This window comes from Pseudenhygromyxa sp. WMMC2535 (assembly GCF_011083025.2).
The window spans coordinates 8,077,724-8,100,409 of the sequence record NZ_JABJWV010000001.1 but is presented as its reverse complement, the minus strand read 5'-3'; the positions used below and the strand labels follow the sequence as shown (position 1 = coordinate 8,100,409).

Annotated in this window: 16 protein-coding genes; 8 read left to right on the top strand and 8 right to left on the bottom strand. The window is 69.9% G+C overall.

Annotation, left to right across the window (positions count from 1 at the left end; genetic code table 11):
* The first annotated feature begins 15 nt into the window (after nucleotides 1–15).
* Complete coding sequence (locus tag G6O69_RS31345) at nucleotides 16–2,283, top strand: vWA domain-containing protein (RefSeq protein ID WP_172307143.1); 2,268 nt, start codon at nucleotides 16–18, stop codon at nucleotides 2,281–2,283.
* Here the strand turns inward: G6O69_RS31345 and G6O69_RS31340 are convergent, their stop codons facing one another.
* Nucleotides 2,284–3,519, bottom strand: a complete 1,236-nt coding sequence (locus G6O69_RS31340; protein ID WP_172307142.1) for a hypothetical protein — start codon at nucleotides 3,517–3,519, stop codon at nucleotides 2,284–2,286.
* A gap of 122 nt (nucleotides 3,520–3,641) precedes the next feature.
* Here G6O69_RS31340 and G6O69_RS31335 point away from each other — a divergent pair, with 122 nt between their 5' ends.
* Both G6O69_RS31335 and G6O69_RS31330 read left to right on the top strand, forming a co-directional pair.
* Nucleotides 3,642–5,129, top strand: coding sequence for a leucyl aminopeptidase family protein (locus G6O69_RS31335; RefSeq protein WP_346017108.1), 1,488 nt, complete (start codon nucleotides 3,642–3,644; stop codon nucleotides 5,127–5,129).
* Between the two features lie 241 nt (nucleotides 5,130–5,370).
* On the top strand, nucleotides 5,371–7,974 hold the full coding sequence (locus G6O69_RS31330) for a M1 family metallopeptidase (protein ID WP_172307141.1): 2,604 nt from the start codon (nucleotides 5,371–5,373) through the stop codon (nucleotides 7,972–7,974).
* Nucleotides 7,975–8,016: 42 nt separating this feature from the next.
* On the opposite strand, the gene G6O69_RS31325 is transcribed toward G6O69_RS31330, so the two are convergent.
* Both G6O69_RS31325 and G6O69_RS31320 read right to left on the bottom strand, forming a co-directional pair.
* Nucleotides 8,017–9,894, bottom strand: coding sequence for a lysyl oxidase family protein (locus G6O69_RS31325; protein WP_172307140.1), 1,878 nt, complete (start codon nucleotides 9,892–9,894; stop codon nucleotides 8,017–8,019).
* Nucleotides 9,895–9,996: 102 nt separating this feature from the next.
* On the bottom strand, nucleotides 9,997–11,157 hold the full coding sequence (locus tag G6O69_RS31320) for a hypothetical protein (protein WP_172307139.1): 1,161 nt from the start codon (nucleotides 11,155–11,157) through the stop codon (nucleotides 9,997–9,999).
* Between the two features lie 36 nt (nucleotides 11,158–11,193).
* Between G6O69_RS31320 and G6O69_RS31315 the strand changes: the two genes are divergently transcribed.
* Complete coding sequence (locus tag G6O69_RS31315; RefSeq protein WP_176397197.1) at nucleotides 11,194–11,472, top strand: hypothetical protein; 279 nt, start codon at nucleotides 11,194–11,196, stop codon at nucleotides 11,470–11,472.
* 88 nt (nucleotides 11,473–11,560) lie between these two features.
* Here the strand turns inward: G6O69_RS31315 and G6O69_RS31310 are convergent, their stop codons facing one another.
* On the bottom strand, nucleotides 11,561–12,034 hold the full coding sequence (locus G6O69_RS31310; protein WP_172307138.1) for a DUF2505 family protein: 474 nt from the start codon (nucleotides 12,032–12,034) through the stop codon (nucleotides 11,561–11,563).
* A gap of 93 nt (nucleotides 12,035–12,127) precedes the next feature.
* On the opposite strand from G6O69_RS31310, the gene G6O69_RS31305 reads away from it, so the two are divergent.
* Both G6O69_RS31305 and G6O69_RS31300 read left to right on the top strand, forming a co-directional pair.
* Complete coding sequence (locus tag G6O69_RS31305) at nucleotides 12,128–13,420, top strand: CoA transferase (RefSeq protein WP_172307137.1); 1,293 nt, start codon at nucleotides 12,128–12,130, stop codon at nucleotides 13,418–13,420.
* Between the two features lie 93 nt (nucleotides 13,421–13,513).
* Nucleotides 13,514–14,134 carry a hypothetical protein gene (locus G6O69_RS31300; RefSeq protein ID WP_172307136.1) on the top strand — a complete coding sequence of 207 codons (621 nt, stop codon included), beginning with the start codon at nucleotides 13,514–13,516 and terminating at the stop codon, nucleotides 14,132–14,134.
* Nucleotides 14,135–14,164: 30 nt separating this feature from the next.
* Here G6O69_RS31300 and G6O69_RS31295 read toward each other — a convergent pair whose 3' ends face one another.
* Nucleotides 14,165–15,667, bottom strand: coding sequence for an NAD(P)/FAD-dependent oxidoreductase (locus tag G6O69_RS31295; RefSeq protein WP_172307135.1), 1,503 nt, complete (start codon nucleotides 15,665–15,667; stop codon nucleotides 14,165–14,167).
* A 54-nt stretch (nucleotides 15,668–15,721) separates the two neighbouring features.
* Nucleotides 15,722–16,330 (bottom strand): DUF924 family protein, encoded by a 609-nt coding sequence (locus G6O69_RS31290; protein ID WP_172307134.1) that lies wholly within the window; start codon nucleotides 16,328–16,330, stop codon nucleotides 15,722–15,724.
* Nucleotides 16,331–16,422: 92 nt separating this feature from the next.
* Between G6O69_RS31290 and G6O69_RS31285 the strand changes: the two genes are divergently transcribed.
* A complete protein-coding gene (locus tag G6O69_RS31285; protein ID WP_172307133.1) occupies nucleotides 16,423–18,756 on the top strand; it encodes an FG-GAP-like repeat-containing protein in 2,334 nt (777 codons plus the stop codon).
* Between the two features lie 90 nt (nucleotides 18,757–18,846).
* Here the strand turns inward: G6O69_RS31285 and G6O69_RS31280 are convergent, their stop codons facing one another.
* Entirely contained in the window at nucleotides 18,847–19,797 is a 951-nt protein-coding gene (locus G6O69_RS31280) for a hypothetical protein (RefSeq protein ID WP_172307132.1), read from the bottom strand.
* 220 nt (nucleotides 19,798–20,017) lie between these two features.
* Nucleotides 20,018–21,220 (bottom strand): aminotransferase class I/II-fold pyridoxal phosphate-dependent enzyme, encoded by a 1,203-nt coding sequence (locus tag G6O69_RS31275; RefSeq protein WP_172307131.1) that lies wholly within the window; start codon nucleotides 21,218–21,220, stop codon nucleotides 20,018–20,020.
* A 258-nt stretch (nucleotides 21,221–21,478) separates the two neighbouring features.
* Here G6O69_RS31275 and G6O69_RS31270 point away from each other — a divergent pair, with 258 nt between their 5' ends.
* Nucleotides 21,479–22,555 carry a hypothetical protein gene (locus G6O69_RS31270; RefSeq protein WP_172307130.1) on the top strand — a complete coding sequence of 359 codons (1,077 nt, stop codon included), beginning with the start codon at nucleotides 21,479–21,481 and terminating at the stop codon, nucleotides 22,553–22,555.
* Nucleotides 22,556–22,686 lie beyond the last annotated feature (131 nt).

Here is a 22,686-nt window from a genome sequence, read left to right as displayed (position 1 = left end):
CGACGATTGGCGTGTATGGACAGGCTCTGGCAGGACCCCAAAAAGCGCCGCGTCGCGGCTCAGCTCGCCATGCTCGGGGCGATCGGCGTGGGCCTGCTCTCCGCCAACGACGAGTTCGCGCAGGCGGGTGGAGACTGCTTCACCGAGAACGAGTGCACCTTCAAGAAGCCCAACTTCATGATCGTGCTCGACTACTCGTCGTCGATGAGCGAGCCCTTCGGCGCCGCGGACGAGACCCGCTGGCAGGTGGCCGTGGACGCGATCACGGCGTTGATGACCACCAACGGCGGCTACTTCCAGGAGAACATGCGCGTCGGCCTGATGCGCTTCGGCCACGACGACGACCCCGACGTCTCGGGGACGACGATCCCCGGAGACAGCTCGGGGATCATCGACGGCCAGGCCCTCGACGTGCACTGGTACGACCGCGAGGGCGAGGATCAGAGCTACCTCGAGTGCAACGGCGAGGCGATCATCGCCGCCTTGCAGACCACCCCCGCGCCGCTTTGCCCCGGGGGCCCCGGGGCGTGCTCGGGCATCGGGACGTGGACCAAGGGCGCCATGGACTTCACGGCCGCGCTGATCGCCGAGAGCAAGGCCGCGCACCCCGAGGACACGGTCCCCGGCGACGAGCGCTTTTATGGGCTCATGGTGATCACCGACGGCGCATGGACGGCGGCCGAGGGCACCCCGGTGCTCTCTCCGCCCGAGGACAACCCGGCGATCACCGCCGCTGCGCTCTTCGACGGCCAGGGGATCCCGACCTACGTGGTCGCCGTGGCCGACGCGGGTGATCTGCCCTTCGCCAACGAGCTCGCCGAGGCCGGCGGGACCAACGAGTCGCTCGCGGCCGCCAACCCCACGGAGCTCTTCCAGGCCATGGGCGCGGTGGTCCAGGACATCGCCGATCAGGTCGTGGTCCCCGAGTGTACGGCGGGCCTGCCCCGGGTGATGGTCCTGCTCGACGCCTCCTCGTCGATGCTCAACGTCGGCGAGCAGCCCGGCGAGCCCGGTCAGACCGGTTGGGACCTCGCGCGCGAGGCTCTGGCCGCGGGGGACAACTCGCTCTTCGACGTCGAGGTCGAGAACCTCGGGCGACCCGTGGAAGACCTGATCCATCTCGGCCTCGCGGTGTTCGGGGGCGACGACCCGGCGGAGGAGCGGGTGCTGGTTCAGTACGGGCCGTGCATGCAGGACAACTTCGCCTGGGCCCTGGATCCATCGACCTCTTGCGCCGAGCCGGGCTGTGACGACCCCTGGGGCGGGCCGCCGATCCTCTGGAGCTTCGTCGACGGCAGCACGGTCTCGCCCTTCTTCGACCAGGCGACCCACAGCCACATGCCGGCCTGCGAGGCGGGCTTTCCCTTCTGCACGGGCTCGGGGACCTACACCCACCGCGGCCTCGAGCTCGTCTTCGACAACCTCCTGGCCTATCGCGCGGATCCGCCGGATCTCTACCCCGCCGACGAGGACACGCAGTACGTCAACGTGCTGATCACCGACGGCCAGTACAGCGGCTATTCGACGGACGCCCAGGTCCAGGGTGCCCTCGAGGCGCTCTTCGCCGAGGGCGTGGTCACCCATGTGATCGGCTTTGGCGACAACCTGGGCAGCGCCGAGGCCCAGCTGCAGCTGATGAACATGGCCGCGTGGGGATCCGGCGGGCAGCAGGGGCCCTTCGACGCCGACACCCAGGCGGAGCTGGAGGCCGCCCTCGGGGCGATCATCGAGGACATCGAATTCGACCCTTGCTGCGCCTTCAACGACTGCTCCGAGAACCCCGAGCCGACCACCGAGGAGCCGGATCCCGGCATGGACAGCTTTGGTACGGCGGACACGGCCGACAGCGCGGACACGGCCGACAGCGCGGACACGGCCGACGGCGCGGACACGGCCGACGGTGCCGACTCGGCCGAGGGCGCCGACTCGGCCGAGGGCGCCGACTCGGCCGAGGGCGCGGACTCTGCCGACGGCGCCGACTCGGCCGAGGGCGCCGACTCTGCCGAGGGCGCCGACTCGGGCTGGGAAGACGGCGGCTGGGAAGACGGGGACGGGACCGCGGGGGACTCGGCCGATGAGGTCGGGGAGGGGGGCGACGCGGGCTTTGGCGGCGAGTTCAACCCCAACGGCCGCGGCTGCGGCTGCGCCCTCGAGCAGGCGGACGCCGCGGGCGGCCGGGGTCGCGTCCCCTGGGCCCTGCTCGCGCTCTTTGGCCTCGCGGGGCTCCGCGGAGTCCGGGGCCAGACGCGGGGCAGCAGGCGCCGCGTCAGGAGCCCGCGGTGATCAGTTCTTGCCCCACAGCTGGCCAGTGAACACGAAGGCCATGACGATGGTCGGCAGGCCTGCGCTCACGTCGCGGCCGGTCCGCCAGCGGTGCTTGATGTTCCACTGGGGCAAGACCAGCAGGGTCGGCCGGTTGAAGCGCGGGTGCTTGTCGGGCCGGTCGTAGAAGATGTAGCCGATCTCCGGCCCGAGGCGGAATTGCGGGCCGTTGGGGTTGTCGATCACGTCGCCGGGCTCATAGACGCGATCGGGATAGAAGGGCATCACCGTGGTCGCCCGGGCGCCGGTCATCAGCGAGGAGTTGCGGGCGTTCTCGAAGTCGTGGATCCACAGCAGGTCGGTGTCGTTGTAGAGCACCCAGCCCTTGTTGGGGACCAGCGCGTCGATGCGGATCGCGTAGAAGAGGTCGTCGTCGCCGCGCAGGTTCAAGCTGTTGTAGTGGACCGTGGTCGTGCTGCGCAGGGCGAGGCCCTTGTAGCGGGCCTGGACCAGGGCTTCGAGCTCGATCTGGTGCCCGGTCGAGACGTAGTTCTTGCCCTCGTCGGCGAGGATGTCGAGGTTGGTCTCGGAGAAGTCGTCGTAGGGCGACTGGAACGACTGCATGTACTGGAAGGTCGAGAAATAGGCGACGTAGCTATAGGTCGCGCGCAGGCGGAACACCGCGGCGGGCTGGATCTGCAAGGTCGCGCCGACCAGGGCGATCGCCGGGCTGACCACCGGGCGGAAGAACACGCCGATGTTGCTGCCCTTGAGGAGCGCCTTGCTCTTGTCGTAGAGCCGATATTGGTAGCCGATCCACAGGCGCTCCTCGAGGCCGAGGGGGTTGATGCGCGGGGCCAGCAGGCTCGTATAGGTGATGCTGTGCCTGTCGCCGATGTCGACGGGGATCTGGATCTTCTTCTCGGGCGGGCGGGCCTCGCTGCCCTGCTCGGGATCGCTGGGCGCGGCCGCGGGGGCGCCCTCGGACAGGGCGGGCTCGGGCGGCGCGTCGGCGCTCGCGGCCTCGATCTCCTGCTCCTGCGCGGGTGCAGCCGCGTTCGCGGGCGCAAGCGCTTGCTCGGGTGCAGCGCCTTGCTCGGGGGAGAGCGCCGGCTCGGGCGTGGGTTGCTCGGGCGCGGCGCCCTGTTCGGGCGAGAGGGGTTCTTCGGGCGCAGCCTGGGCCGTCGCCGAGGTGGCGCTAGCGAGCAGACAAAATGAACACAGGAGCAGGGAGGACCAAGGATGCTTCACGGTCATGACCAACGCGGGCGAACCCAGGGCACGCTACGGTGAACGCCCGTCCTGCGTCAATCGAGTTGTTCGTGCGAATGAAATAAAGTGATTCCACGCCGTGCACTTTTTTGGGCATACTGCGGTCGGTGTCATCGATCGGCTTCGCAACTTCGACCAAGACGCTGCTCAAGGGAGCCAAGACCGTGATGGTCGTCGCTCCCCAGCGGGTCTTCACTAAAAACCGCCTCCCCAGCCTGCTCGGCAAGAAGAACGACGAGCTGGTGCTCGAGCTCGCCAAGGACGTCAAGCCGGGCGACCTCGGATCCGCGGGGACGACATTGACCGGACGAGAGCCGCGTCAGCTCGCTATTGGCATGCTTCCAAACGACGTTTCGAGGGCGAACTCGCCGACTCGTGCGGAGAGCGTGCGGCGTGTGATTGCGGCCTCGGGTGTCGCCAAGGGCAAAGGCAAGCTCGCGATTGTGCTGGTCGTCGACGACGAGGCCCACGTGCTCGCGCAGACCGTGGCGATCGGGCGCTGCTTTCCGCAGTTCTCGGGCAAGTCGAAGGCGCCCGGGTCCAGGCGCGTGCAGATCCTCGCCGTGGACGCCAAGGGCAAGCCCGTGAAGGCGCCTGCGCTGACTCACGCGATGCTCGCGGCGTCCCGCGACAGCGCCGAGCTCGTCGACACGCCCCCGAGCGAGCTCCACCCCGAGAGCTTCGCCGCCCGGGCCCGGGCCATGCTCGAGGACATCGCGGGCGTCGAGATCGAGGAGATCGTCGGAGACGAGCTGCTCGAGCACGGGCTCGGTGGGATTCACGCGGTGGGCCGCTGCGCGCTCTCTGCCCCGCGCATGTTCGTCGCGCGCTACAGTCCGGCGGAGCCCGGCGAGCGCCACGTGGCCCTGGTCGGCAAGGGCGTCACCTACGACACGGGCGGCCTGCACCTCAAGCCGCGCGGCGCCATGGAGGGCATGAAGTGCGACATGGGCGGAGCCGCGGCGGTGCTCGGCGCCTTCCGGGTGATCGCCGGAGCGGCGCCCGACTTCGCGGTCTCGCTGGTGCTGTGCATGGCCGAGAACGCCATCGGGCCGGCGGCCTACAAGCCCGACGACATCCTGACCATGCACTCGGGCAAGACCGTGGAGATCAACAACACCGACGCCGAGGGCCGGCTGCTCCTCGCCGACGGGGTCAGCTGGGCGGCGCGCGAGCTCGAGGCCGACACGATCTTCGACGCGGCGACGCTCACCGGCGCGCAGCTGATCTCCACGGGAGTCCTGCACGGGGCGGTCTACTGCAACGACGAGGCCCTCGAGCGCGCGGCGATCGCTGCCGGCCAGGCCTGCGGCGAGCTGGTCCACCCCTTGCCCTTCGCCCCCGAGTTCTACAAGCAGGAGTTCTCGAGCACGGTCGCGGACATGTGCAATTCCGTCCGCAACCGCATGAACGCCCAGTCTGCCTGCGCTGGGCAATTCGTCTACAACCACCTCGCGGGCACGAGCGCGCGCTGGCTCCATCTGGACCTCGCCGGGCCGGCCTTCCCCAAGGATCGCGGCACGGGCTACGGCGTGGCGGTGCTGGCCACGACGATCCTGGGGCTGAGCGAGCTCGATCCCGAGCCCGCGGCCTGAGAGCCGCGCTGGGCCTCACCACGGGCTCCTCGCCGCCGGTCTGCTTCGGGCCGAGCGGCGACGCGGGGCCGAGTTTTCCGGGAATTTGCCGAGTTCCCGGAGAGCTGGCCCGCGCGTGGGCGCGTCTGGCACGTTCTCGACCGCCCGCGGGGCAAAGTGGGGCAGCGCCGGGGCAAAGACGCGGGCGGCTGTCGCTGGATCGTGCCAGCGGCAGCCTTCCTTGCTAGTCTGGCCAGGTCCCGTGACCGATCGCCGTGACTCGTTGCGCTTCGCCTGCGCTCACCACCGCTGTGCTCACGCAGGCAGCTCCTCAGACTTCACCTTGCCCGGCGCGAAGTCTCACTATCCGCCGGACCTCGAGATCGAGCCGATCCATCTCGACATCGATCTCCAGGTCGACGTCGACGGTCGTCGGGCGCTCGGCAAGGTCACCCACACCCTGCGCTGGCGGGCCGCGGGGGCCCGGAGCCTCAGCCTGCACGCGGTCGATCTGCGCGAGCTGAGCGTCCGCGATCCGGCCGCGCCAGACGACGCCCCGGGGCTGCGCTGGCGCTACGACGGCGAGGTCATCCGGGTGCGCTGGGACGAGGGGGCCGCGCGCGACGAGACGCGCCAGCTCGAGATCCGCTACCGCGTGGTCGAGCCGTGCTCGGGGCTGTTGTTTTCGGGCCCGGCGAGCTTCGGCGAGGCCTGGCCGCAGGCGCCGCGCTTCGCCGCCACGGACCACGAGACCGAGCGCGCGCGCCACTGGCTGCCGACCATCGACCTGCCCGCGGTGCGCACCAGCTTGGCCTTTCACCTGCGCGCCGACGCGGACCTGACGATCCTCGCCAACGGCGTGCTCGAGCGCGAGGAGGTCCACGACGACGGGACCAAGACCGCGCACTGGCGCCTCGACCAGCCCTGCCCGAGCTACCTGGTCTGCTTTGCGATCGGCGAGTTCGTGCGCCTCGACGATGGCGAGTGCGATGGCGTCCCGCTGGCTTACTTTTGCAGCCACGAGCACGGCGTCGACCACCTCTCGCGGGCCTTTGGTGGGACCGCCGAGATCATGCGCTGGATGACGGCCAAGCTCGGCACGGCCTTCCCCTATCCCAAGTACTTCCAGTTCGCGCTGCCCCACTTTGGCGGGGCCATGGAGAACATCTCGCTGGTCAGCTGGGACGATCAGTTCCTGCTCGACGAGGCGCTGGCCGGGGAGTGGGGACAGCTCGTGGATCAGGTCAACGTCCACGAGATGGCGCACAGCTGGTTCGGCGATCTGATCGTCTGCCGCGACTACGCCCACGCCTGGCTCAAGGAGAGCTGGGCGACCTATATCGAGGTGTGCTGGTTCGAGGACGTGCTCGGCCGCGACGAGCAGCTCTACGAGCTGTGGCTCAACGCCCGCGCCTACTTCCGCGAGGCCGACAGCCGCTACAAGCGAGCGATCGTCACGCGCGAGTACAACAGCTCCTTCGATCTCTACGACATGCACCTGTACCCGGGCGGGGCGGCGCGCTTGCACACGCTGCGCTGCTGGCTCGGCGACGAGCTGTTCTGGGAGGGCGTGCACGCCTATATCCGCGACAACGCCGGCAAGGTGGTCGAGACCGAGGATCTGCGCCGGGCCTTCGAGCAGGTCAGCGGGCGCTCGCTGGTCGAGTTCTTCGAGCAGTGGATCTACAGCCCCGGCTACCCCCTGCTCGAGGTCGAGTTCGACTGGGACGATGAGCACCACCGCGGCGGGTTCACGATCAAGCAGGCCCAGCTCGACGCCAAGGCCGGCGTTGGCCTGTTTCGCTTCCCGCTGACCCTGGCGTGGACCGTCGACGGCGAGGAGGTCCGCAAGCAGGTGATGATCGAGCGTGAGCGCCACGCCTTCACCTTCGAGATGGACGGCGAGCCCGACATGGTCCGCGTCGACCCGGACTTCGAGGTCCTGCACAAGCTCGACTTCGACCCCGGCGACGACAAGCTCGAGGCTCAGCTCGTCGACGCGCCCGACGTGCTCGGGCGGATCCTCGCCGGCCGCGAGCTGGCCAAGAAGGGCAAGCCTGGGCTGATCCACAAGCTGCGCGAGCGCTGGTCGAGCGAGCCCTTTTGGGGCGTGCGCGTCGAGTGGGCCAAGGCCCTGGGCGAGGTCGGCTCGGGGGCGGCAGTCGAGGCCCTGGTCCACGCGCTGCGCGTGGAGGACGACCTGCGCGTGCTCGAGGGGCTGCTGCGCGCCTGCATCGACGTCCGCGATCCCGCCCTCGCCGAGGCCGTGCTCGAGCGCCTGCGCGCCGGCTTGCCCCATCGCGCGAGCATGGTCGCCTGGGAGGTGCTGGGCTCGCAGCGCGATCGCGCGCCCTTCGAGGCGATCGCTACGGCCAGCGCCGAGACCGGCTACAACGGCTTCGAGCAGAGCGGGGCGATGCGCGCGCTGGCGGCGACCCGCGACGCGCGGGCCCTCGATCTGCTGCTCGCGCACACGCAGGCGGGAGCGAGCTCCAACCGCGCCCGTCCGGCGGCGGCCCTGGCCCTCGGCCAGCTCGCGCGCCGCCTCGACAAGCGCGCCCGCGAGGCCGCCATCGAGCGCCTCGTCGACCTGTTGCGCGATCCCGTCCCGCGGGTTCAGTTGGCCGCCGTCTCGGGTCTCGATGCGGCCCGCGCGACCGAGGCGATCGCCGCGCTCGAGCGCTTCCGCGACCGCATCACGCACCAAGACGGCGTGCGCGTCGACCAGGTCCTGGCTTCGCTGCGCAAGGCGGAGGAGCCGCGTCTGGGCACGGCCGAGAAGGAGCTCGAGGAGCTGCGCGACAAGCTGCGCAAGCTCGAGGAGCGCCTCGAGAAGCTCGACGCCAAGGTCGAGGCGCAGGACTGAGCCCCGCCGAATTCTCGCCAGTGAACTGGCGAGCGCGCTCGCTCAGGGGGCGGGGATCTCGACCGGGAGCTCGAGGACGTTGTTGTCGACGTCGCGCTCGTTGACCATGGGCAGGGCGAAGTCCTCGCGCAGCGGGTTGAGGATGATGCGCAGCAGGTAGTCCCCGGGCTCGAGGCCGGTGATGTCGATCCACTGGCAGGGCAGCCCGGACTCGTAGAAGTCGGAGAAGCCGCGGCTGATGCCCTGGTTGGCGCAGTCGTACTTGGCGAGCTCGAAGGGCCACGCCCAGCTGATCGTGTCGAGCAGGCAAAAGGCCTGCTTGTGGCCGGTAGCGACCACGCTCTGGCCCTGGCTGTCGGTGAGCTCGTAGCGGGCGAACTCGTCGAAGTGGTAGTGCTCGTGGCAGTCGCTGTAGTGATAGATGTCGGGGTTGTTGACGGGCACGCCGAGGGCGAGGTCGCGGGCGCCGATGTTGGCGATCGGGACGGTGAAGAGCATGACCCGCCGCCAGCCCGCCGCGTCGACGCAGCCCTCGAGCAGCTCGCAGGTCTGCTCGGTGATCAGGATCTCGCTGAAGGTGAAGGGCTCGACGCCAGCGCCGTCGACGACGAGGTCGGGGGCGTTGCAGCCGAGCGGGCCGTTGCCTGGCTCGTCGGGGCTCGCGGGGGGCGACTCGAAGTCGAGGCCAGCCGCGGCCTCCTCGCAGCGATGGACGCCGGCCTCGAGCTGACCTTGGCTGCAACACAGCAGCGCGCCGGCACAGGCGGCGTCGCCCAGGCTCGGGTCACAGGCGCCGCCGAGCTCGGTCGTGCAGACCGTGGCGTCGGCGTAGGCGTGGACCGAGACCGAGTCGATGGCGGCCTCGAGCACGCCCTCGCCGAGGTCCGTCGCGGTGAGCCGCAGCCGGACGCCGGCGACGGCCGGCGCGTCACACAGCAGGTACTCCCGGGGCAGCCAGGCGTCGTGGGCGGCCGCGCTGGTCGGCTGCTCGAGGAGCTCGAGCAGGTGGAGGTCGTAGCCCTCGGGGGCCTCGTCGTTGGGGGTGAGCAGCTCGACGCGCAAGCTCGCGTCCACGCCCGGCTCGGAGCGGTAGAAGAAGCGGCTGAGGCGGACGCTCACGGCCCCGGTCGCGCCGGACAGGTCGAAGGCCGGGGAGGTCGCCCGGGTCTGGCCGCCGTCGACGTCGCCCTGGTCGGCGATGGCGTCGGGGTTTTGCCCGGTGAACAGGCAAGAAAAACCGCCAAAGCAGCGCCCCGGCTGGGCGCGGCGGGCAGGGTCGCCGTGGAGCGTGGGCACCGGATCTCCGCGCTCCCAGGCCCCCGTGGCCGCGTCGCCGTCGATGACCCAGCCGAGGTCTTCGTCGAAGCGATCGAAGAACACCGTCTCGCTCTCGCCGTCGCTGGCGGTGGTGAAGCTCCAGGTCTCGCTGGGCTCGGACTGCTGCGTGGGATCGTCGACCTCGAAGGCCTGGACGCGCCAGCTGTAGCTGCGCTCGTGGGCGAAGAGCAGCGGCCCGAGGCAGGGGCCGTCGTAGCCGTCCTGCTCGCCCTTCTTGCCCTCGGTGAGCTCGACGTCGTCGAGGAACACGCGGTAGCGCAGGGCGTCGCCGTCGGGGTCCTCGACGTTTTGCCAGCACAGCTGCATGTCGACGGGCTGATCGACCGCGCCATCGGCTGGGCTGATCAGGGTCGGCGCGGGGGGCAGGTGGTTTGTCCCCGTGTCGGCTTCCGTCCCTGTCTGGGTCTGGGTCTCGGTCTCGGTCTCGGTGGTCGAGCCGGCGCTCGCGCTCGAATCGCTCGAGCTGCTCCCGACCTCGTCGTCCCCGGATTGCTCGTCGCCGCTGCCGGGACAGGCTGCGAGCGAGAGCGCTCCGAGGACACCCAGGGCGCCGGTTACTCGCGCCGTGCGGGACGTGGGCACGGCAGGAGCATAGCGCCTCGCCATGAGCTCGCCCAGACACAGCGGATGGCGCGCCTCTGCATCGCGCGCACGAGGAGCCGCGCTGGGTTTCACCACGGGCTCCTAGATCTCGTCGGTGTCGATGCGCAGCACCCTGACGGCCGCGGCGGTGTCCTCGGGGTCGGTCTGGATCATCACCGCGATGTCGTCGCCGTAGGCCGAGGCGACGACGTGGCGGCGCGCGAAGTCGTCGACCCAGACGGTCTCCAGCGGAAGCTCGAGGGTCTTCCCGATCTCCCCCTCGGACCCGAGCTCGGCGACCACGAGGGTGGTCTCGGCGTAGGGCGAAGACTGCTCGAGGTCGGCGGTGCACTTCCACTTGGTGTCGTTGAGCTGCTCGATGTCGTAGACGTACTCGAAGTCGACGTTGGACACGACCCAGACCCCCCACAGCTGCCCGCCGCTGGTCTGGACGATCTGGTAGGCGTCGAATTCGATGCCCTTGGCCTGGACGTGGCAAGGCGGGCAGGCGGCCTCGGTGGTGGAGAAGACCTCGTCGCACAGCTCGGGGAGCTCGGGGGTGCCGGCGATGGGGTTCTCGCTCCAATTGTCGCTGTCGACGATGGACAGCAGGTTCAGCGGCTCGCCGGGGATGCGATGGAGCACGGCGATGGGCGTGTCTCCGCCGAGCGCGGGGCGGGGCGGCCGGGCCAAGAAGCCTGGATCGGCGTCGGGGGTGCCGACGGGCACGTTCGATTCGCCGTCGAGGCTCAGCAGCCAGCGCGCCTGGCCGCCGGACAGGTAAAAGCGCATGTAAAACGGCCGATCCCAGGCGTCGGTGCCCGCGTAGGGGCCGGACCCACCCCACACGCCGACTTGCTCCCACGACCACTCGCCGTCGGTCAGGCTCGCGTACTGCACGGGTCCCGCTCCCTGGCCCGTGTGAAATTGTGCGTGGAGCTGGCCGAGGCCGTCGGGGCGGACCTGAAAGGCGAAGTATCCGCTGAGGTCGTCGGGGAGCTCGACGGGGACCTTGTACCATTCTTCGCCGTCATTGTAGATATATCCTTCGTACCAATTGAGGTAGCGGTAGAGGCGCCCGTCGGGAGCCTGGCCGCTGAAATTGGTCCCGGGCAGATCGGAGAGCCAGTCGAAGTGCGCGCTCGATCCAGTCTGCTCGATGGTGAAGAACACGTCGTGGTCGTCGCCCAGGGAGCCCCACAGACGATCGCCATCCAGGGCGATCTGTGGGGCGTAGGCGTACATGATGTCGGGGCAGGACACGCGGACATCGGCGTCGACGGCCGCGTACGCGCGAGAATGCCCGCCTCGCGTCACCTCGCACCCGTCGTTGTCGTCGACGACGTCGACTTCGATCAGCCGAAGATTCGCGTCATCGGTCGCAATGTCGGAGGGAATGGCTTCACATCCAAAGGTGGGAGCCAGGAGAGAGGGGAGGGCGACGGCAAGGAGCGCGCGCCCGTGACGAACTACGGCGTGTCGGTGCATGTGCTTGACCCAGCGACCACGGTCGCGCCGTGGTTACTAGGTCTAGAGAAGTATCATGATAAATTCATCGCGCCAGGCGAATATCATTAAACTCCAATCGAGGCGGAGGCCCGCAGGTCTTCGCCGCGCGCGTCGTGGGTGGAGGTCACGAAGGCGTGACGAATGACGACGCGTATACTCAGCGCTTCGCTAGCTCGGCGCGGGTGAAGGCTGCTTCTTTGTCGGCGTTGCGCTCGAGGCCGGCTTTGATCTTGGCCTCGATGCGTTTGCCGACCACGGGGATCTTGAGCTCGATCTCGCCGCCAGTGATCAGCTCGCAGCGCTGCTCGCCGCGGGCCTCGACGCGGGTGTAGCCCTCGGCCCGGGCGCGCTTCTCCTGGCCGTGGATGGTCTGGCGCCAGCGCGCCGAGAGGCGGGCTGGATCGAACTCGAAGGTCATGGTCCGGTGGGTCTCGCCGCCGCCGAAGTGCGCCGGCTCCCACAGGTCGACGATCAGCACGAGGGTGTCGCCGCGCTGCTCGGTGCGCGCCTCGATCTTGTCTTGGCCCATGTGCCTCGACTTGCGCAGATGAAAGTCGGGATCCGCGAGCAGCTCGAACAGGCGCTGGGCGGGGGCGTCGTAGGTGCTGCGGGTCTCGAAGCGGGCCGTCATGCGACGAGATCTAGCAGCCCGCAAGAAGACCGCGCCCGCTGGTTTTGCCGTGGGGCGCACGCTGGGGGACTCGATCTCGGGTATGGTCTGCGCATGACCCATCCAAGCTCTCGCTCGGCGCTCACCGGGCTGCGCGTGCTCGAGCTCGGGCAGCTGATCGCGGCCCCCTTCGCGGGGGCGATGCTCGCGGGCTTTGGCGCGGAGGTCATCAAGGTCGAGCCTCCGGGCGCCGGGGATCCGCTGCGAAAGTGGCGGAAGCTGCACGCCGACGGGACCTCGCTGTGGTGGCGGAGCATGGCTCGAAACAAGCGCTCGATCGCCGTGGACCTCCGCGAGGAGCGTGGGCGGTGGATCATCCAAAACCTCGTCGCCAGCGGGCGCGTGGACGTCCTGATCGAGAATTTTCGGCCCGGGCGCATGGAGTCCTGGGGCCTGGGCTGGGAGCGCCTGCACGCCCTCGATCGTCGGCTGATCATGGTGCGGATCAGCGGCTACGGTCAGGACGGCCCCAAGGCCGCGGCGCCGGGCTTCGCCAACGTCGCGGAGGCGGTGGCGGGGCTGCGCTACCTGAGCGGTGAGCCCGGGCGCCCGCCGGTGCGCTCGGGGGTCAGCCTGGGCGATACGATCTCGGGGCTGCACGCGGCCTTTGGCGCGCTGGCGGCGGTCCAGGCTCGCGACGGTGGCCCCGGTCGCCGCGGCACCCACGAGGGCCAGCTGGTCGACGTGGCGCTGACCGAGAGCGTGTTCAACATGCTCGAGTCGCTGTTGCCCGAGTACAGCATGTTCGGCCACGTCCGCGAGCGCGCGGGCAGCAAGCTCGAGGGCGTGGTGCCCACGGGGACCTATCCTTGCGCGCCGGGGCCCGATGGCGAGGAGCGCTGGGTGGCGATCGGGGCCAACTCGGACTCGATGTTTCGCCGCCTGATGCAGGTGATCGCCCGCCCGGATCTCGGCGAGGATCCAAGTCTGGCCAGCAACGAGGGTCGCGTGCCCCGGGCGGACGCGCTCGACGAGGCGATCGCGGCGTGGACCCGCACGCAGACCGTCGAGGCTGCGCTCGCGGCTCTCGAGGCGGCCGAGGTCGCGGCGGGCCCGATCCAGAGCGTGGCCGACATCGCCGAGGATCCGCAGTTTCGCGCCCGGGGGATCCTCGAGGCCGCCCAGCTGCCCGACGGCGCGACCTTCGAGATCCCCGCGGTGGTCCCCAAGCTCTCGGCGACGCCGGGCGGCACGCGGTGGCTGGGCCCGGAGCTGGGCGAGCACACTCGGCCGGTGCTCGAGGAGCTGCTCGGCCTCGACGCGGACACGCTCGCGGAGCTCGCCGAGGCGGGCGTGATCGCTGGCCCGGGCCTGGGCGAGGATGAGTCCGAGGAGCCCAGCGCCTAGAGCGAGAGCGCCTAGAGCCGTGAGGGGGGGTGCTGTGGGCTCCTCGCCGTGCCGCGCCGACGCTCGATGCAGGCGCTTGGTAGAGTGGCGGCCATGATGACGGTGAATCGAGACGCTCTGTCCGCGACGCCCTCGCGCCTGGTGCTGGTCGCCGCGGCGCTCGCTCTGCTGGCCTGTGATCCGCCGGGAGCAGGCACCAAGAAGACCGACGCGAAGGCCCAGGGGGCGAAGGGGGGCAAGGCCGACAAGGGGGACAAGGCCGACGAGGGGGCGGCAGGGGAGGCCGAAGCAGGCGCGGCCGAAGCAGGCGCGGCTGGAGCAGGCGCCGCCGTCGAGCAGAGCCAGGGCGAGTGCATCGCGGCCTGCGACGCCGCCGAGAGCTCCGAGGACGACAAGGCCACCTGCCGCCTGCGCTGCAAGAACGCCCACGGCGGCGCCAAGGAGCCCACGGCGGTCGGCCGCTACATGGGCTGCTTCGACGGCTGCGCCGACAAGTCGGAGACGGACCGGGCGACCTGCGAGAAGAACTGCGCGGCCTCGGTGACCGCGGGCGCGGGCGCGCCGGAGGCGAGCAAGTGCGCGCGCAGCTGCCTCGAGAGCCTGGGGAGCTGCCTGGGCCCCTGCGAGGGCAAGGGCGAGGACGACCGCGCGACCTGCCAGCTCCAGTGCAAGTCGAGCGCCGACAAGTGCGTCGCTGGCTGCGACGCCGGCTGAGCTGGACGTGTCAGCAGGGCGCTCGCGCGCTCACTGGGCCGCCTGCGCGTCGGAGCCTCCGACGCTCGGGCGGCGCTTGCAAAACTCGATCGATCCGTCGTCGATCTTGGCCAGGCGCATCTCGAAGAGGTCGAGCAGGTAGTTTTGACGCGCGCGCCAGGGCGCCCGCGGGCCCTGCTTGGGCAGGAGGTCGATGGCGCGGCGGATGTAGCCCGAGCGCAGCTCCACGAAGGGAGGGTCGTCCGCCGAGGCGTCGTCGCGGCGGGGGACGATGTAGTCGGCGCCGCGGGCGTCGAGGGCCTCGAGCGCGCGGCAGACCCAGCGCGCGATCAGGTCGGACTTGAGGGTCCAAGACGCGTTGATGTAGCCGAAGGCCATGGCCATGTTCGGCAGCCCGCTGAACATCACCCCGCGGTAGGTGGTGGCCTGGCTGATGTCGAAGGGGCGGCCGTCGACGTGCAGCTGCATGTTGCCGAGGACCTGGAGCTCGAGGCCCGTGGCGGTGACGATGATGTCGGCCTCGAGCACGCGCCCGGACTCGAGCACGATGCCCTGCTCGGAGAAGCGCTCGATGTGATCGGTGACGACCTCGACGCGGCCCTCGCGGATCGCCGTGAACAGGTCGCCGCCCGGGGCGATGCACAGGCGCTCGTCCCAGGGCGAGTAGGGCGGGCTGAAGTGCTTGTCGATGTCGTAGCCCTCGGGCAGCTGGCGGCGCGTGGCCTCGAGGATGAGCTTGCGGGCGAGCTCGGGGAAGCGCTTGCAGAAGTTGTAGAGGGCCATGCCCACGAGCACGTTCTTCCAGCGCAGCAGGTCGTAGGCGAGCTGAGGGGGCAGCTGCTCGGGGAGGCGCTCGGCCAGGGGATCGACGGAGGTGCGGGGGAGGATGTAGGTCGGCGAGCGCTGGAGCATCGTGACCTCGGCGCCGCGCTCGGCCAGGGCGGGGACCAAGGTCACCGCGGTCGCGCCGCTGCCGATGACCACGACCCGCTTGCCGGCGCAGTCGAGATCCTCGGGCCACCGCTGCGGGTGGATCATGACGCCGCCGGCCGCGGTGAATGCGGACACGCCGGGGAAGTCGGGGGTGTAGCCGTGGTCGTAGCGGTAGTAGCCGGTGCAGGCGAACATGAAGCGGCAGCGCAGCGACAGGACCTCGCCGGTCTCGCGCACGCGGACTTCGACGGTCCAGGTGGCGGTCTCGCTCGACCATGACGCGCTGAGGACCTCGTGGCCAAAGCGAATGTGCCGGTCGATGCCGAACTCCCGGGCCGTGTCCTCGATGTAATTGCGGATGTCACCGCCGTCGGCGATGCTCTGCGCCTTGGTCCATGGGCGAAAGGAGAAGCCCAGGGTGTACATGTCCGAGTCCGAGCGGATGCCTGGGTAGCGAAACAGATCCCAGGTCCCGCCGATGGCTTCGCGGCGCTCGAGGATCAGGTAGCGCTTGTCGGGGTGCTCGGTCTGCAGGCGGTAGCCCGCGTTGATGCCCGAGAGCCCCGCACCGATCACCAACACATCGACGAACTCGCTCATGAACACCGTTATGGGCCATGGCTCCACGGTGGGCAAGGCCCGCGGGCGTGAGCCTCAGAAGCTCGAGTTGGGCTGCTCGAGGAAGGCGAGCTCCTCGGGGGTGGATTCGCGCCCGAGCAGGGCGTTGCGGTGGGGAAATCGGCCAAAGCGGGCGACGATGTCGCGGTGTCGAATGGCGAAGTCCACGTATGACGCAAAACGATCGCGGCGAGGGGTGTCGACCCCCGGCTCGGCGGCGACCTCGTCCGCGAGGGCGCGGACGAGCTGCACACAGCGTTCTTGATGCTCGAGCGCCTCGGCGTGCTCGAGGGGCATGTACATGAACAGGCGCTCGATGGGGCGCAGGGCTCGGTCGTCGCCGGCGGCGATGCCCTCGAGGGCGAGGGTGAGGGCGTGCTCGTCGGCCGCGTGGGTCTCGGGGTCACCGCGAAAGAGGTTGCGGGAGAATTGGTCGAGGACGATGATCACGGCCAGGCGGCCTCGAGGGCTGCGCGCCCAGTGGTCGAGCTCGCCAGCTTTGGCGCGGGCGCGGGTCTGGCCGAAGCGCGCGCGGATCTCCGCATCGAGGGCTGGGTCCTTCCCCCACCACAGGGCGTTGGCGCGCGCTCGATCATCGGGGAACCAGAAGCTCAGGATGTCCTCGGGGGTTGCTTGCTCGGCCATCGCCGGCTGTTTTAGCCCACGTGGGCGGCGATGCGAGCGAGCGCGAGCATCGCGCTTGAGATCCTGCGCAGGGCTGTGGTCCTGTGTCGGCCATGACTGCTCGCTTTCGCTTGGTTTCTCTTTCTTTGCCGACCTCCGCGCTCTTGGCTGCGCCGCTGTGCCTCGCCGCGTGCAAGGGGGACGATGGCCGCGCTGAGGCCAGCGACGACGAGGTCGGCCTCGAGTCGAGCGGATCGGACGAGAGCGAGAGCGAAGGCGAGAGCGCCGAGGACAGCTCGAGCTCGGGCACGACCCTCGACACCGAGGGGGGCGAGCCGGACCTGCCGCCCGAGTGTGACCCGACCTGCGAAGACGACGAGACCTGCATCGATGGGACGTGCTGCGCGGCCGAGTCGATCTGCGCTGGGGTCTGCTGCGGCGGCGACGAGGTGTGCTCCTTCGCCGAGTGCGTGGTCCCGGGCGAGGAGTGCATCGACGCCAGCGAGTGCCCAGACGACCACTACTGCGAGTACAGCCTCGGCGAGTCGGAGATGTCGAACGAGTGCCAGGGGACGACGATCCAGACCGGAAAGTGTCTGCCGAGCCCGCCGGACTGTCCCCCGGGGGAGGAGCCGGATCCCAACGAGGATCTGACCTGCCTGGCCGAGTGCGAGTACCACCCCGAGACCAGCTTCGCACCCGAGCTCAAGCACCACATCCCCGATCTCCATGTGATGATGGCGCCGATCGTCACGCAGCTCGACGACGACAACTGCGACGGCGCCGTGGACGAGCGCGACATCCCGGAGATCGTGTTCTCGAGCTTCGAGAGCAACCAGTACTCGGTCAACGGCACGCTCCACGCCTACTCGATCGTGGACGGCGCGCTGGTCTCGAAGTTCTCCATCAACCCTCAGAGCCCGCAGCTGCACCCCGGCGTGGAGCTGGCCTCGGGGGACGTGGGCGGCATGGCTGGCGCGGAGATCTTTGGCTGCGCGACCACGGGCCAGGTCCGCGCCTTCAACCCCGACGGCACGGAGCTGTGGACCTCGGACTACTCGGGGGGCTGCATCATGCCCTCGCTGGCCGACCTCGACCACGACGGCCAGGTGGAGGTGATCGTCCGTGGCGGTGTTCTCGACGCGCTCACGGGCACGCTCGAGGCGACCTTCCCGATCGCGCAGGTCTCGGTCCAGGTCCTCGACATCGACGGCGACGGCGACCTCGAGATCGCTGGGCCGCTCGCGGTGTTCGAGGCCGACGGGAGCACCAAGGCGATGACAGGGCTCACCGGCCGGTGGACGGCCGCGGCCGACATCAACCTCGACTTCAGCCCCGAGGTGGTCGTGGCCGACTTCGACACCCACCTGATGCACATCTATCACTGGGACGAGGCCAACCAGGAGATCGTCATCGATCGCCAGAACCTCGACATCAACGGGCCGCTCTCGCCCAGCCTGTGCGGCTCGGGCAGCGCCGGCTACACCCGCGGCGGCGGCCCGCCGACCATCGCCGACTTCAACGGCGACGGCACCCCCGACGTGGCGATCGCCGGTGGGGTTGGCTACGCGGTCATCGACGGGACCAAGATCCTCGATCCGAACATCGCCGACGCCGACGCTTTCTTGTGGATCCAGCAGACCCACGACTGCTCCTCGGCGGGCACCGGGAGCTCGGTGTTCGACTTCGACGGCGACGGCTCGGCGGAGGTCGTCTACTCCGACGAGTGGTATCTGCGGATCTACGAGGGCAGCACGGGGAACGTGCTCTGGCAGACCTGCAACACCACGGGGACCTTGCGCGAGCTGCCGGTGGTGGCCGACGTCGACAGTGACGGCCACGCGGACATCGTGGTCGTGTCCAACGACTACTCGTCGATCACCTGTGAGAGCACCAAGCAGACGGGGGTGCGCATCTTTGGTGACGAGCTCGGCAAGTGGGTGCGGACCCGCCGGATCTGGAACCAGCACCACTATCACGTCACCAACGTCAACGAGGACGCGACCATCCCCGCGCAAGAGCCCACCAACTGGCTGACGGAGGGGCTGAACAACTTTCGCCAGAACGTCCAGCCGGAGGGCGAGTTCTCGGCCCCGGATCTGGTCGTCGACATTCTGGCGAGCTGTCAGGGCGGCTACGAGGCCATCGCTCGGGTGCGCAACGTGGGGCAGGCCGCGGTCCCGCCCGGTGTGATCGTGGGCTTTTATGATGGAGATCCCGAGCAGGGGGGGACCTTGCTGGGCCAGAGCGTGACGACCAAGACCCTCTACCCGGCGGAGGCCGAGGACGTGGTGCTGAGCGGAGACCTGGTGCCCGAGGCGATTCAGGACGGGGACGAGGAACTGTGGGTGGTCGTCGACGACGGCATGCCGGAGCACGCCTGGCACGAGTGCCGGACCGACAACAACGTGCACCACGAAGAGGCTGGTTGCGGGTTGATCGGCTGAGGCTCCGCGCTTGAGCGGCGCTGCCAAGGCAGGCGCCCGTCGGATTCGACGGGCGCCTGTTCGTTCATTGGATGCCCTGTGGTTTGGTGGTCAGTGCTTCGAGGGGTAGGGCAAGGACGCGGCGCGGATCAGCCAGCGGGAGAGGGCGGGGAGGTCTCGACAGCCGTAGACCTGGGCGCGGATGTCGTCGTCGACGGGGGTGCCGCGCTCGTCGAGGATGCTGAAGATCGCCTTGCGCATGGTGTCGATGGCTTCGCGGCGGCTCTCTTTCCGGCCTTGCTCGCGGCCGCGCTCATGGCCCTGCTCGAGGCCTTCTTCGAGGCCGCGGCGGTGGCCGTGGACGTAGGGGGCGCTCTCCATCTCGAACTCGCTGAGCTCGTAGTCTTCGTCGGGGGGGAGCTGCTGGGCGATCTTGGTCATGGTGCTATCCGTCTGTGAACTAACCACGGTGATGAGATAGCAGCGCCTATGCTCGGCCGGCAACTCGAAGAGAGCCGTCAGGGCGGCCCGTGTGCTGGCCACGGCATGTTCGCCGCGCGAGTGCATCACCGCCGAGAGGACGGCAGCCTCGATGTTCTCGCGGGCGTCCTGGACGTCGCGGACGAGTCGGACGTGCTCGGGCAGGACGATCAGCGGGCGCAGCCAAGGTTCGTCGTCGAAGAGCTCGTGAGCCCAGCGCCGAACTTTTTCGGACGGGCTGATCACCATGGTCCACGCCCGGCAGGCGTGCCGGCTGCGGAGCCCCGCCCGGTAGATGTCCCAGGTGATGAGCTTGGAGAGGTCTGTCTTCGTCTGGGCCTCGATGATGAGGCCGTCGATGGCGCGCAGAGAGCCGTCGACTTCGGCCGAGGCGACGACGACCCAGTCTGCGGTCGGCTGGCGGCTGGGATCGGCGGGGTCGCTGAAGACCGTGGGGGCGGGCTGGAGCTCGTCGTGGCGACGCAGATGAAGTGGCGCACCGCAGCGGCTCGCCACCTCGAAGGCGAGGCGGGGGTTGTTGGCGAAGAGGGTGATGAGCCCGTTGTGAATGGGTCCTGGCATGTCCACCTCCCTGCGCGATGTGGCGGGCGAGGGCGCGGGGGAGGGGAGGGGCAAAGTCGGTCTTGGCCGGGGGTAGGGCTGGCTAAACGCTCGAATCCAAAATTGGTGGCCCGATAGCTGGACGGGCTCTGGGACGCTGAAAAGAGGTTGAAAATGGGGTGGCCAGGAATCGGGACGCGTCGTGCGGAGGAGGCGCGATGGCGGTGGTCGTCTCGGGGTCTCAGGACAGGGCGGCGTCGAGGTCGGCCCAGATATCCTCGGGGTCCTCGACGCCCACGCTCAGGCGCAGCAGCCCATCGACGATGCCGCGGGCGCGGCGGGTCTGCGCGTCGAGCTGGGCGTGGCTGGTCCGGGCGGGCGAGCAGATCAGGGTCTCGAGCCCGCCGAGGCTGGCGGCGTGAGTGCACAGGCGCACGCGCGCGAGGACCTCGGCGGCGCGCTCGGGCGCGGCGAGCTCGAAGGAGAGCATGGCCCCGCCGGCGTCCAGGGGTGCTGCCGCGAGGGCGTCGGGATCGAAGCCCGGCCAGTGCAGGGCGCGGACAGCCGCGTGGTCGCGGAGGCGCTGGGCGAGGATGGCCGCGTTGGCGCACTGCTGGGCCCAGCGCAGGGGCAAGGTCTGCAGGCCGCGGGCGAGCAGCCACGCCGCCTGGGGATCGATGCAGCAGCCCGTGCGCGCGAGGGTCGAGAAGCAGGCGTCGACGCGCTCGCGGTCGCCGATGATCACGCCCGCGACCACGTCGCCGTGGCCGTTGAGGTACTTGGTCGCGCTGTGAACCACGAGGCTGGCCCCGAGCGCGAGGGGGTGCTGGGCCATGCCGCCGGCGAAGGTCGCGTCGACGGCCAGGGGGACGCCGGCGCCTCGACACAGCGCCGCGAGCTCGCGGACTCGGGCCACGCCCATGAGCGGGTTGGTGATCGACTCGCACCAGACCAGGGCGGGCTCGCGGCCGGCGGCGGGATCCAGGCAGGCGGCGAGGCTGGCTGGGTCGCGCGCGTCGAAGCGGGTCGTCTCGATCCCGCGGGCGGGCAGCTCGTGGGCGATCAGCGACTCGACCCCGCCATAGACCACGTCCCCGCAGACGAAGCGCCCGCCGGGAGGGATCAGGGTCGTCAGCGCGGTGGCGATGGCGGCCATGCCCGAGGCGGTGAGCAGGGCCGCCTCGGCGCCCTCGAGGCGGGCGATGGCCGCGGCGGCCTCGCGGGTGGTGCTGGTGCCGAAGCGGCCGTAGACGTCGTGCTCGCGCAGGCCTCGGCCGCTGGCGAGCGCCTCGCCGCCGGGGCCCGCGAGGGGGAAGGTGCTGCTGCGATCGAGGGTCGGGGCGCTGCCTCGTGGGCGAAGCTCGGCGGGCGTTTGGCTGGGCGCGTCGGCCAGGCCGTGGCGCGGGTGGATCAGCAGCGTCGAGAGCGAGGGCCGGCGGCTCATCTTTGGATGATCACGCGGATCCGCTGGTGTGTCGATTGATCACGAAGCGTGTCGTCACGACCCGAGAACGCCCGCCACACCCGTGCAGGAACGGAGATTCAGGCTTTTTGTCGCAGGTGGTACGGCACCTGCAAGTCACTGAATGCGACGCACAAAACCGGCGGCACAGCGGCGACGAGCTGCGCAGCGCTTCGGCGCTCGAGAGCGCCTCGAGAGCCTGCGCCTTCGCCCTCCCGCCCCACACCAGACAGGAACTTCATGACCAAGACCACCCGCACCTTCACGCTCACGCTCACCTGCGCCTTCGCCCTCGGAGCGATCGCCGGCGGCTGTGTCGCCGAGGCCGACGCCAGCGAAGGCATGGCCAATCTCGACGACGCCACTCTCGTCCGCGCCCAGCCCCTCGACGCGCTCCCCGACCAGCTGCTCGACGAAGCGATCGTCGACGGTAGCTGCACCCTCGAGGCTCGGCCCGCGGCGATCGTCAGCGTGAGCCACCAGGTCGGCGACGAGGTCTCGCCGCAGCCCGCAAAGGTGCTCTGGCGTCACCTCGGAGAGGACGGCTGGGGCGAGGTTCACGAGGCCTTTTGCATCGACGAGGCGTGCACGCGCTTTTCGCTGGGCCACGGCCAGTCCGGCATGTTCGCGGTCGGGGCGTTCTCCTGTGACGCGGAGCAGCTCCAGCTGATCGAGGTCGGGATGACCGACGACGACTGCCACGTCGACACCGTCGAGATGAGCATGAACCTCGGCGAGCTCGCCCCGGCCTGCATGGGCCAGGGCGCGGTCGAGCGCGGCGACTCGCTCGGGGAGTTCACGGCGGCCGTCGGCCCGCGCTACGTCGGCGTGGGCCAGCTGGGCGAGCGCGAGCGGACCCCGAGCGCGCCGGAGTGGATCACCGACGAGCGCGAGCCGGGCGTCGGCGAGCCCTGGGTGACCGACGAGCGCGCGCGGCCGGAGGGCGAGCTCGAGATCGTGCCGCCTTGTGTCGGCGAGGCGCAGAGCCCCGCGGTCATCGCCTCGACCTCGATCATCACGGAGGGGGGCGTGGCCATGGCGACCTCCCCGGACGCGATCGCGATCAGCTACGAGGGCGGCCCCGAGGCGCCGATGGCCTGCCTCGACGAGGACTGCACGGCCTTCGTCGACGGCTGGGGTGACGCGGGGATCTACACCGTGAGCGTGGAGATTTGCAGCGAAGTGGTCACGCGCCGGGTCAAGGTCGTGAGTACGGACGAGTGCGGCGAGGTCCAGACCGAGTGGGTCGGGCTCTTCGTGCACGAGCAGGACTGCGAGGACGATCCCGATGAGAGCGGCAGCGAGGGGCGCAGCTGAGCCCCACATGGGCCCGGCGCGCCGCTGTCGCGTCGGAAGGGGGGCGCCGCGGGAGATCGCGCGGCGCCCCGTCGCGTTTTGTCGGGCTTGGCAGTAGGCGGCGCTGACTGGGCGATCTGCGGGCTTTGTCC

Excerpts from the sequence above, each read along its gene's own strand:
- G6O69_RS31345 (WP_172307143.1), top strand. The coding sequence starts at position 16 with ATGGACAGGCTCTGGCAGGACCCCAAAAAGCGCCGCGTCGCGGCTCAG.
- G6O69_RS31340 (WP_172307142.1), bottom strand. The coding sequence starts at position 3,519 with ATGACCGTGAAGCATCCTTGGTCCTCCCTGCTCCTGTGTTCATTTTGT.
- G6O69_RS31315 (WP_176397197.1), top strand. The coding sequence starts at position 11,194 with ATGCCCGCCTCGCGTCACCTCGCACCCGTCGTTGTCGTCGACGACGTC.
- G6O69_RS31310 (WP_172307138.1), bottom strand. The coding sequence starts at position 12,034 with ATGACGGCCCGCTTCGAGACCCGCAGCACCTACGACGCCCCCGCCCAG.
- G6O69_RS31305 (WP_172307137.1), top strand. The coding sequence starts at position 12,128 with ATGACCCATCCAAGCTCTCGCTCGGCGCTCACCGGGCTGCGCGTGCTC.
- G6O69_RS31300 (WP_172307136.1), top strand. The coding sequence starts at position 13,514 with ATGATGACGGTGAATCGAGACGCTCTGTCCGCGACGCCCTCGCGCCTG.
- G6O69_RS31295 (WP_172307135.1), bottom strand. The coding sequence starts at position 15,667 with ATGAGCGAGTTCGTCGATGTGTTGGTGATCGGTGCGGGGCTCTCGGGC.
- G6O69_RS31290 (WP_172307134.1), bottom strand. The coding sequence starts at position 16,330 with ATGGCCGAGCAAGCAACCCCCGAGGACATCCTGAGCTTCTGGTTCCCC.
- G6O69_RS31285 (WP_172307133.1), top strand. The coding sequence starts at position 16,423 with ATGACTGCTCGCTTTCGCTTGGTTTCTCTTTCTTTGCCGACCTCCGCG.
- G6O69_RS31280 (WP_172307132.1), bottom strand. The coding sequence starts at position 19,797 with ATGCCAGGACCCATTCACAACGGGCTCATCACCCTCTTCGCCAACAAC.
- G6O69_RS31275 (WP_172307131.1), bottom strand. The coding sequence starts at position 21,220 with ATGAGCCGCCGGCCCTCGCTCTCGACGCTGCTGATCCACCCGCGCCAC.
- G6O69_RS31270 (WP_172307130.1), top strand. The coding sequence starts at position 21,479 with ATGACCAAGACCACCCGCACCTTCACGCTCACGCTCACCTGCGCCTTC.